Annotated in this window: 8 protein-coding genes; 7 read left to right on the top strand and 1 reads right to left on the bottom strand. The window is 50.8% G+C overall.

Going from position 1 to position 7,135, the window contains the following annotated elements; all coding sequences use genetic code 11:
* Positions 1–193: 193 nt before the first annotated feature.
* The 5 genes from HQN90_RS34475 (at position 194) to HQN90_RS34495 (ending at position 5,085) form a co-directional block, all read left to right on the top strand.
* Positions 194–1,225, top strand: a complete 1,032-nt coding sequence (locus HQN90_RS34475) for a LacI family DNA-binding transcriptional regulator (RefSeq protein ID WP_173227392.1) — start codon at positions 194–196, stop codon at positions 1,223–1,225.
* Between the two features lie 67 nt (positions 1,226–1,292).
* Positions 1,293–2,453 (top strand): Gfo/Idh/MocA family protein, encoded by a 1,161-nt coding sequence (locus HQN90_RS34480; protein WP_173227393.1) that lies wholly within the window; start codon positions 1,293–1,295, stop codon positions 2,451–2,453.
* Between the two features lie 33 nt (positions 2,454–2,486).
* On the top strand, positions 2,487–3,116 hold the full coding sequence (locus tag HQN90_RS34485; RefSeq protein ID WP_173227394.1) for a ThuA domain-containing protein: 630 nt from the start codon (positions 2,487–2,489) through the stop codon (positions 3,114–3,116).
* 21 nt (positions 3,117–3,137) lie between these two features.
* Positions 3,138–4,232, top strand: coding sequence for a Gfo/Idh/MocA family protein (locus HQN90_RS34490; RefSeq protein WP_173227395.1), 1,095 nt, complete (start codon positions 3,138–3,140; stop codon positions 4,230–4,232).
* A gap of 112 nt (positions 4,233–4,344) precedes the next feature.
* Positions 4,345–5,085 carry an MtnX-like HAD-IB family phosphatase gene (locus HQN90_RS34495; protein ID WP_173227396.1) on the top strand — a complete coding sequence of 247 codons (741 nt, stop codon included), beginning with the start codon at positions 4,345–4,347 and terminating at the stop codon, positions 5,083–5,085.
* 73 nt (positions 5,086–5,158) lie between these two features.
* On the opposite strand, the gene sspI is transcribed toward HQN90_RS34495, so the two are convergent.
* A complete protein-coding gene (sspI, locus tag HQN90_RS34500; protein ID WP_079414468.1) occupies positions 5,159–5,362 on the bottom strand; it encodes a small acid-soluble spore protein SspI in 204 nt (67 codons plus the stop codon).
* Positions 5,363–5,523: 161 nt separating this feature from the next.
* On the opposite strand from sspI, the gene HQN90_RS34505 reads away from it, so the two are divergent.
* Together HQN90_RS34505 and HQN90_RS34510 are read left to right on the top strand one after the other, a co-directional pair.
* Positions 5,524–6,183, top strand: a complete 660-nt coding sequence (locus HQN90_RS34505; protein WP_173227397.1) for a potassium channel family protein — start codon at positions 5,524–5,526, stop codon at positions 6,181–6,183.
* A 10-nt stretch (positions 6,184–6,193) separates the two neighbouring features.
* On the top strand, positions 6,194–6,997 hold the full coding sequence (locus HQN90_RS34510) for a TrmH family RNA methyltransferase (protein ID WP_173227398.1): 804 nt from the start codon (positions 6,194–6,196) through the stop codon (positions 6,995–6,997).
* Positions 6,998–7,135: the final 138 nt, after the last annotated feature.

The raw sequence follows: 7,135 nt of genomic DNA on the forward strand, positions 1-7,135 counted from the left end.
AAGGTAAGGTCTAGACAATATTATAATTTAGTTTATTTGACATATAATAGGAATTTTCTGGGATCGACTTTATTAAAACTTAATATAATTGTCGTAATTTGACGAAAATCTTTCAAGTCGTTAGGTATTGACAAAAATACGTTCGAAATGAGAAAATGTACGCGTGTACATAATGGTGAACGGAGGGTTCTGCATGGTAACAAGAAAAGAGGTTGCTGAATTGGCAGGTGTCTCCGAAGCGACCGTTTCTCGTGTATTTAATGGGCTGGGCCCGATGAAGCCGTCAACCAAAGAGCGTGTGTTAGAGGCAGCCAAGCAGTTGAATTATCATCCCAATGCGATTGCTCAGAGTTTTGCTCGAAGACGCAGTGGAAATCTAGGCGTTGTGCTTCCCTACATGCCCAAGGTGCATCTCTTCTCTGCGTATTATTTCTCGGAAATCTTAAGCGGAATAGGTGAGCAAGTGAGGGAGCTAGGGTATGATATGCTGCTCTCCCTTTTGAAACCGGATGAAAGCTTGGATTACTCAGCCTTATACCGGTCGCAGAAAGTAGACGCTTGCGTCATTCTAGGCGCCAGAGATACACCGGAACAGCGACAATCGCTGATGAAATTGCAAGCTGAGGGCCATCCGTTTTGCTTAGTGAATCAACGCTTCGAGGGTTTATCCTTTCGAGAGGTAGATGCCGATCATATTGAGGGCAGCTATCAGGCTGTTCGGCATTTGCAGGAGGAAGGGTATCGGAAGATTGCTTTCTTAAACGGTTCCTTAGGGTATTCGAACTCTGTCGATCGGCTAGAGGGCTTTCACAAGGCAATGAAGGAAGCGGGGTTGGATGTGATGCCAGAGCTGCTGCTAGAGGGCAACTACAGCCGCAAAAGCGGATATGAAGCGGCTGAGCGACTTTGGGAGCAGCGTGAACACGTTGAAGCCGTGTTTGCGGCCAACGATCGAATGGCGATTGGCTTAATGCAAGGACTTCGCGAACGAGGCTGGATCGCTGGTCGAGACTTTGCTGTCATTGGCTGCGATGATTCCGATGCTGCAAAGCTGAGTGATCCCTCGCTAAGCAGCATTAATGTTCCTTTTTATGAAATGGGGAAAGAAGCAGCTCGAGGCGTTCTTGCAGGTGTCCTGCAGGGTGAAGCTGCAAACCATACGAGGGTGAGGCTGCCTACACAAGTCGTTGTACGACAATCATCGAAGAGAAATCCCTCCAAGTAGAAGTCAAAAGGCGTGAAATTGGGTAATCCATGTGAGAGACCTAATGAATCTAAGGAGGAATTATCATATGAAATCATTCAATGTCGGTATGGTTGGCTATAAGTTTATGGGGAAAGCGCATAGTCATGCGTATAAGGATATGCGGATGTTTTTCCCGCAGACAGCGGTGCCTAAGATGAAGCTTCTCTGCGGCAGAGATGTGAACGGTGTCAGCTCAGCAGCCGAGCAATTCGGCTGGGACGGGTACGTCACCGATTGGCGCGATCTGGTCTCGCATCCCGAGATCGACATCGTCGATATCAATGCGCCCAGTGATGCGCACAAAGAGATTGCGATTGCCGCCGCCAAGGCAGGCAAACACTTGTTCTGTGAGAAGCCGCTGGCGCTGACCCTTGCTGATGCAAGGGAAATGCTGCAAGTGGCGGAGGAGGCAGGCGTGAAGCACATGGTGGGCTTCAACTATCGCTTTGCTCCTGCGGTGCAGCTTGCGAAGAAGCTGGTCGAGAGCGGCCGCCTCGGCGACATCTATCACTTCCGGGCCTGGTTCCTCCAGGACTGGATCGTAGATCCGACATTCCCGCTCGTATGGCGCTTGCAGAAGGAGATCGCAGGCTCTGGGGCGCATGGGGACTTGGGTGCGCATCTCATCGATCTGGCTCATTTCTTGGTTGGTGAGATGAAAGAAGTGATCGGGATGAGTGAGACGTTCGTCAAGGAGCGTCCGATGCCGACAGAGATGACAGGACTTAGTGCAAAAGGCAGCAAAGACGCACCTATGGGAGCCGTCACCGTGGATGACGCAACGCTATTCATGGCACGTTTTGCGAATGGCGCTTTGGGCAGCTTTGAGGCTTCGCGGTTTGCACCAGGGCACAGGTGTACCAACGCTTTTGAAATCAATGGCAGCAAGGGCAGTGTGAAGTTTGATTTTGAGCGATTGAATGAATTGCAGGTCTTTTTTACTAGCGATGACGAGGATGTTCAGGGCTTCAGACGCGTTCTGGCGACGGACCCGCCGCATGCCTACATGGATGCTTGGTGGCCGACAGGTCATACGATTGGTTATGAGCATACCTTCGTTCACGAGGTGGTCGAGCTGATGACGGCGATTGCCGAAGATCGGCAGCCCGTTCCGAATTTCTATGATGGCGTGAAGTGCCAGGAGGTGCTGGAGGCTGTGGATCAATCCATTGCCGAGCGCCGCTGGGTAAGTATTAGTGATGTTTAGGATAGAGCGTCAATGGAGAGGAGCAAGCGGCAAATGAGCAAACAAGCTTTAATTGTCTGGGGTGGCTGGGATGGGCATCAACCGGAGGAAGTAGCAGGAATTTTCGCTGAGCTTCTGCGTGCAGAAGGGTATGGCGTGGAAGTATCGGATACGTTGGATAGCTTCAAAGATGTGGAGCGCTTAGCAAGTGTTGATCTCATTGTGCCTGTATGGACGATGGGGAAAATCGAGGGTGAACAGTTGAAACCGCTGCTTGCAGCAGTCAAAGAAGGCGGAACGGGCATAGCAGGATGCCACGGCGGTATGGGGGATTCCTTCCGGAATGAAGTCGAATTTCAATACATGGTAGGCGGGCAGTGGGTGGCGCATCCGGGCAATGATGGTGTAACGTATACCGTTCGGATCAAGGACCGCGGACATCTTTTGACAGAAGGCATGGAAGACTTTGTTGTTGTTTCTGAAAAGTATTATATGCATGTAGACCCTGCGATACAGGTGCATGCGGTGACTGATTTCGGGGATGTGGAGATGCCGGTCGTTTGGACGAAAAACTATGGAGCGGGCAAAGTGTATTATAATTCGCTTGGCCATCAGGCTGCTATTGTTCGGATGCCGGAAACGCTGGAATTAATGCGACGCGGCTTGTTGTGGGCTACACGATAACCATTAGGGGGAACGACATCAATGAGTAAGAAAAAGGTAGGGATTATTGGTTGCGGAAATATTAGCGCCATCTACATGAAAAACATCCCGCAATTTGAACATTTGGAGCTGCTCGCATGTGCCGATATCGATAGGGGCCGGGCTGCGGCGCGAGCGGAGGAATTCAACATTCCTCATGCTTATTCGGTACAGGAGCTTTTGCAGGATGCCAGCATTGATATTGTTATCAATTTAACGATCCCTGCCGTGCATGCCGAAGTGTGTATCCAAGTCCTTGAAGCGGGCAAACACGTCTATGTGGAGAAACCGCTTGCCGTCACACGGGAAGAAGGGCAGCAGATCCTAGAGGTGGCTCAGCGCAAAGGACTGCTGGTTGGCAGTGCGCCGGATACGTTTCTGGGCGGCGGCATACAAACGTGTGCGAAGCTGATTAACGACGGTTGGATTGGCACCCCGATAGCGGCAACAGCTTTCATGATGGGCAAAGGTCATGAGCATTGGCATCCAGATCCTGAATTTTATTATGCCAAAGGCGGCGGACCTATGTTCGACATGGGGCCGTACTACTTAACAGCACTAGTGGCCTTGCTTGGACCGATTCGCCGGGTGACAGGCTCAACGAACATTAGCTTTCCGGAACGAACCATTCAAAGCGAGAAGAAGCGCGGACAGAAAATAGCCGTCGAAACGCCGACGCATATTGCGGGTGTGCTGGATTTCCACAGCGGGGCGATTGCCACATTGGTTACAAGCTTCGATATAATGGGGGGCACGCAGCTGCCGAATATCGAGATTTACGGCAGTCAAGGATCGCTTCGTGTGCCCGATCCGAATAACTTTGGCGGTCCTGTGATGATTCGCAAGAACGGTTCCGATTGGGAACCGATTCCGCTTTCCCATGGCTACAAAGACAACAGCCGCGGCTTAGGTGTAGCAGCAATGGCAGAAGCGCTGATCACCGGCGAACAGGGTGCGCATCGGGCGAATGGCGAGCTGGCTTATCATGTTTTGGAGGCTATGCATGGCTTCCATGATGCGTCTGACTCAGGCAGGCATTACGTGATGCATAGCAGCTGTGAAAAACCTGCTCCGCTGAAGCCGGATGCTGTGTTATAATGAGTAGTAATTGCATCCTCCTCTTCGAGTAAGAGGGGGATTTTTGTTATTTTACTGGTGGCAGCTTGAGACTCAGTAGGGCAGCGCTGCAGCAGAAAGAGGGGATTACCGAATGAGCATGAATAGGCCGAAAATAGCCGTGGTCACGGATTTTGACGGCACTTTGATGGAGCAGGATGTTGGGGATGTCCTGATGGAGGAGTTAGGCATCGTGCATGCGCCGCAGGTCATGGAAGCATCGCGGCTTTTTCGAGAGAAAAAGGTCGGGTCCTTAGCGTGGATTGAAGCAGCATATCCCTTGCTTGCAAGCCGGCAGGCACAGGTGGATCAACTGCTGAAAAGCGTTCATTTGCGCGATGGGGCGCAGGAATTCCTGGATTTCTGCGAGCAGAAGGAAGTGCCGGTAACCGTATTGAGCGATGGTATGCAGTATTATATTGAGCAGATCCTGAGGAGTCAGCAGGTGCAGGTTACGAAAGTCATTGGGAATCCCATCACGTATTCGGCGGCAGGCCAATTTCAATTCGGGGTTCAAAATACGAATCCAGCGTGTCAATGGTGCGGCTGCTGCAAAGCAAGTGTCGTGAAGCAGATGAAAGCAGACGGATGGCTCATTATGTATATCGGAGATGGCAGCAGTGACTACTATGGGTCTGCCTTTGCCGATTGGATTTTTGCGCGAGCGAGTCTGGCTAACTATTTGCGCGAAGAAGGAACGGCTTATTATCCGTTTGAAACGTTCCATGATATTTTGGCAATATTACGAGCGAATTGGCCTTTATATCAGGATGGGACGGCGGCTGGAAGGCTAAGCGGAAGATATCCGGCGGCCTGTCAGTTTCCTGTTTCATGATTGTATAGGAGAAAACCAGCCAGGGCATGCATGATGCAGTCCCTAACTGGCTTGAAATTATTTTTTATCAAGTTTATTCCAGATGCTCTTTGAGCGTTTCGACCAGCTGATTTTGAATAGTCGCTTCGCTATGCTGCCATATGATTTCGAAAAGCACACCAAGTCCTGGCAATACTCGTTCCTCTCCGCCGATGGAATCCTCAATGACTTCTTGAAGTTCATCATTCGATTTATTCTGGACTCGCTGGACGATGGCCTGTCTTAAGGTAATGTTCATTCTGGAACCTCGCTTCCATGTCGTTATCGCTATTAATATGCGCAAGTTTATGACCGTTCATCCTCCCATCCTTCACCGCCCTAGAGAGCAAAGTTAGCTGTCAGGCGCAAATATGTTATAATTTGAACATAAACATGGGGATATGGAGGACGTTTCAGCCGATGAGAAAGCAATTTGCAATTATTGGGATGGGAAGATTCGGATCCAGTGTCGCAAGAACATTGTCGCAGTTAGGGTTTGAAGTCATGGCTATTGATTCTCGAGAGGATACCGTGCAGGAGATTTCGTCGATCGTCACACATGCTGTACAAGCTGATTCTACGGACGAAGAAGCGCTGCGGGCTCTTGGCATTCGTAACTTTGACGTTGTTGTTGTGGCGATTGGCGAGGATATTCAGGCCAGTATTCTGACTACATTAATTCTCAAAGAGATGGGCATACCTACAGTTGTCGTGAAGGCTGTTAATGATCTGCATGGCAAAGTGTTGAAAAAAATTGGCGCAGACAAAGTCGTATATCCGGAAAGAGATATGGGGCAGCGGGTGGCGCATCATCTGATATCATCGAATATTCTTGATTACATAGAGCTATCTAATGATTACAGCATCGTGGAGATGAAAGCTTCAAACCAGTTGGTGGGCCAAAGCTTAAGACAGCTCGACATTCGGGCCAAATATGGCTGCAATGTTATTGCCATCAAGCAAAATGATAAGCTGATCATTCCGCCAAGTGCGGAGGAAATGCTCAGATCGGACGATATTCTCGTTCTTGTCGGTAAAAATTCGAATCTTCAAGCATTTGAAGTGACTTTCGCGGAGTAGGTACAAGGAAATGACAAAAGCACATACGGAAATCATGTCGGTTCAAAATGCCAGAGTCAAAGACTGGGCGCAGCTGTTGGAGCGTCGCGGCAGGGATAAGCAAGGGAAATATCTGATTGAAGGTTATCATCTGGTGGAAGAGGCGCTGCGTGCCGGAGCTAGGGTGGAAACGATTGTTTACAGCTTGGAAAAGGGTGCACCAACGGGCTGGGATGAGCTTGAGCAGGCAGCATCTCCGGTGGAATGGGTCGGCGTTAGCCAAGCCGTTCTGGCCAAATGCTCGGATACGCAGACGCCGCAAGGCGTGCTGGCTATTGTGGCTCGGCCGCAGCTGGGCATGGACGAGCTGCTCGCAGGCGAGCACGATCTTGTTGTTGTCCTGGACGGCGTTCAGGACCCCGGCAACCTCGGCACGATCATCCGCAGCGCGGATGCCGTCGGGGCCAAAGCGGTTGTTCTCGGCCGCGGCACGGTCGATCTGTACAATCCCAAGACGATCCGCTCGACGATGGGATCGATGTATCATCTGCCCATTCTGGAGGCAGATCTGAGCTTGCTCTTGCCGCGCGCGCGTGAGCGCGGGGTGCGGCTCGTGACGACGAGCCTGCAGGCGGAGCGCTCGTGCTACGACACGGACCTGCGGCAGCCGACGTGGCTGATCCTCGGCAACGAAGGCAAGGGCGTGTCGCCGGAGGTTGCTGCGCAGTCGGATGTGCAGGTGATCATCCCGATGCAGGGCAAGGCGGAGTCGCTGAACGTGGCGATGGCGGCGACGGTTTTGCTGTTTGAGGCTTCGCGGCAGCGGTTGTTGTGAGGTTTGGAAGATAAAAAATTTGTAACGTAGATTTGTCATAGCTAAGTCGGTCCCGATGTGGCTCAAAGCCTTGATACATCGGGATTTTTTTGTTGAACATATTAAACAAGAACATATTATGAAATCGAGAAGAAATGA

The sequence above is a fragment of the Paenibacillus alba genome (assembly GCF_013204855.1).
In the GTDB taxonomy this organism is placed as follows: domain Bacteria; phylum Bacillota; class Bacilli; order Paenibacillales; family NBRC-103111; genus Paenibacillus_E; species Paenibacillus_E alba.